Raw genomic sequence first — 2,402 nt, 5'->3', positions numbered from 1 at the left:
ATTTAGTTCAAATCTTATTCGGCGGCTCTGGCTCGGAGCTTGTCCTATGCAAGAACCTTAAACGGCACTTTATATCAAGCGAAATTCATAAGCCGTATTATGATATGATTATTGATAGGCTAGGCAACGGCGGGGCTATTAAAAACATTTATAAATTACCTGCAAGAAAAAATGAGAAAGAGGGCGTTAGCTTGTTTAGTCTGCTTGCTCAAGCTAACCCAGTTTGATTTACGCTCATATGACTGCGCTTGGTGGTTTTACCAAATATATGTGCACTATTTGCATCGTAAAAACACAGCTTATTTTCTAATTTCTCAAAATTTGGGGCTGACATAGATAATTGACAAAAGGAGTCAATTATATTATGTTTGGAAGTGTGAAATTAAGGCATTGTAGGCTATCTAGTAGCCAAATAAAAAGTTTGCTTAACTTTTTTATATCAGGTGCTACAGCTAGAACTGCTACTGAGCTTTCTGGTGTCAACAGAGATACAGCTATCAAGTTTTATGATAAGTTGCGTCAAATAATCTGTTAAGACTCTCCGTTTTTGTGTGGCGAAATTGAGGTTGACGAGAGTTATTTTGGTGGCGTTAGGAAAAGCAAGCGAGGACGAGGGGCAGCAGGTAAGACAGCTATTTTTGGTTTGTTAAAGAGGGCTGGCTCAGCTCATCTAGCAGGCTAATTAGATATAAGCTGAATATGCCAGCACACTTAAAGGGCAAGAAATGACCGCACTTGTTAGCTAGCTAGTTTATTAAGCACTACTTCATCGTTTTCTGCTAACGTTGAGTGCATAGCGCGGAATCTGTCCACAAGTTGTGTCACAGTGAGGCTTGCTTTCTCCTGCCCGCTGATGTCTAGCACTATGCGTCCTTTATCCATCATAATTAGCCTGTTTCCATAGCTAATCGCCTGTTGCATATTGTGCGTTACCATAATGGTAGTTTTGTTCTGTTCACGCACAAGTTGTTCCGTCAGTGCCATTATAACTTCTGCATTGCCAGGGTCTAATGCCGCTGTGTGTTCGTCTAGTAGTAGCAGTCGGGGGTTGCTCATCACTGTAGTTAGTAGCGTCAATGCTTGCCGTTGTCCGCCTGACAGTAAGCTCACACGGTCTTGCAGTCTGTTTTCCAGCCCCATATTCAACTCTGCTAACGATTGACGATATAGTTCTCGCGAAATATCGTTCAACGTCCGTGTTAGATAGCGGAAACCTTTCCTGCCACAAAGTGCCATATTCTGCTCTATACTCATATCGCCAGATGTGCCCATTAGTGGATTTTGGTGAATTCTACCTATGAAACGCGCACGTTTATATTCGGCTAGTTTTGTAATGTCTTGTTCGTCTAGCAATATTTTGCCACTAGTTGGTTTTGTAGTGCCAGCTATGGTGTTGAGCAGTGTGCTCTTGCCTGCGCCATTAGAGCCGATAATTGTGATAAAGTCTCCCTCTTGAACGTTAAGAGATATATTATCTAATGCAGTATGCTCGTTCAGCGTGCCTAATGAAAATATTTTTTTTAGAGCAATTATTTTAATCATTATATCTGCGCCTCCTCTTGCGCACTGAAATATGTGTGAATGCCAGACAGCCTATCAACATTAAGCCTGTAATAAGTTTCAAGTCGCTGGGTGTCAGCCCTAAGTCGTAGCCATATTCACGTCCTAGATACATCACCGCTTTGAATAGTGTGCAGCCCGCTAGGACACTCAATGTTTTGGTAAATATTGAACTGCCACGCAATAGAAATTCGCCAAGCATTACAGATGCCAAGCCCGATATGATAATGCCCTGTCCAAGATTCACATCGCCGAAGCCTAGATACATCGCCGCAAAGGCACCAGATACTGCCGTCATACCATTGGCTAAACTTACACCTATTATTTTCATAATGTCACCATTGATGCCTAGCGTGGTTACCATACTAGGATTGTCGCCCATAGAAATCATCGCAAGCCCCATATCGGTAGATAAAAATGCGTCTAATAATAACTTAAATAACATAACTATTATAAAAAATGCTAACGCCACTGCAATTTCAGCGGGCATAATAGTGCCGAGCGTATTTTCTATCTGTGAGATAGCGGTCGTTTGCCCCAGCAGAGCTAAGTTTGCCTTGCCACCTAACACGCGAATGTTGATAGAATAGAGCATTGTTAGGGTGAGTATCCCCGCCAGCAGATTCTGTACCTTTAGTTTAATATGTATCAGTGCAGTGATTATGCCAGATAGTGCCCCTGCAATGAACGCTATAGATAGCGAAAATAGCGTTCCATAGTCAGCTGTAAGCATTGATGCTGCCACTACTGCACCAAGCGGGAAACTGCCGTCAACCGTCATATCGGGAAAGTCTAGTATTCTAAAGGTAATAAAGACGCCTAACGCCATTATTCCATATATA

At 42.2% G+C, this 2,402-nt stretch carries 4 protein-coding genes and 1 pseudogene; 3 read left to right on the top strand and 2 right to left on the bottom strand.

Annotated features, from left to right (window positions below):
• The 3 genes and pseudogenes from AC1MDJ_RS07565 to AC1MDJ_RS07555 all read left to right on the top strand — a co-directional run.
• Positions 1 to 227: pseudogene (locus AC1MDJ_RS07565) on the top strand (hypothetical protein); the annotation flags it as partial.
• Between the two features lie 149 nt (positions 228 to 376).
• Positions 377 to 535 carry a hypothetical protein gene (locus AC1MDJ_RS07560; RefSeq protein WP_479690313.1) on the top strand — a complete coding sequence of 53 codons (159 nt, stop codon included), beginning with the start codon at positions 377 to 379 and terminating at the stop codon, positions 533 to 535.
• Between the two features lie 12 nt (positions 536 to 547).
• Positions 548 to 682, top strand: coding sequence for a transposase (locus AC1MDJ_RS07555; RefSeq protein ID WP_479690312.1), 135 nt, complete (start codon positions 548 to 550; stop codon positions 680 to 682).
• A 56-nt stretch (positions 683 to 738) separates the two neighbouring features.
• Here the strand turns inward: AC1MDJ_RS07555 and AC1MDJ_RS07550 are convergent, their stop codons facing one another.
• Both AC1MDJ_RS07550 and AC1MDJ_RS07545 read right to left on the bottom strand, forming a co-directional pair.
• Positions 739 to 1,542 carry an ABC transporter ATP-binding protein gene (locus AC1MDJ_RS07550; RefSeq protein WP_479690311.1) on the bottom strand — a complete coding sequence of 268 codons (804 nt, stop codon included), beginning with the start codon at positions 1,540 to 1,542 and terminating at the stop codon, positions 739 to 741.
• Entirely contained in the window at positions 1,535 to 2,401 is an 867-nt protein-coding gene (locus tag AC1MDJ_RS07545) for an ABC transporter permease (RefSeq protein WP_479690310.1), read from the bottom strand. The genes AC1MDJ_RS07550 and AC1MDJ_RS07545 overlap by 8 nt, the downstream gene beginning before the upstream one ends.
• Between the last annotated feature and the right edge of the window lies 1 nt (position 2,402).

This window comes from Candidatus Termitispirillum reticulitermitis (genome assembly GCF_054655775.1).
The sequence above is the reverse complement of the archived record's forward strand: the minus strand, read 5'-3'. Positions and strand labels throughout refer to the sequence as shown.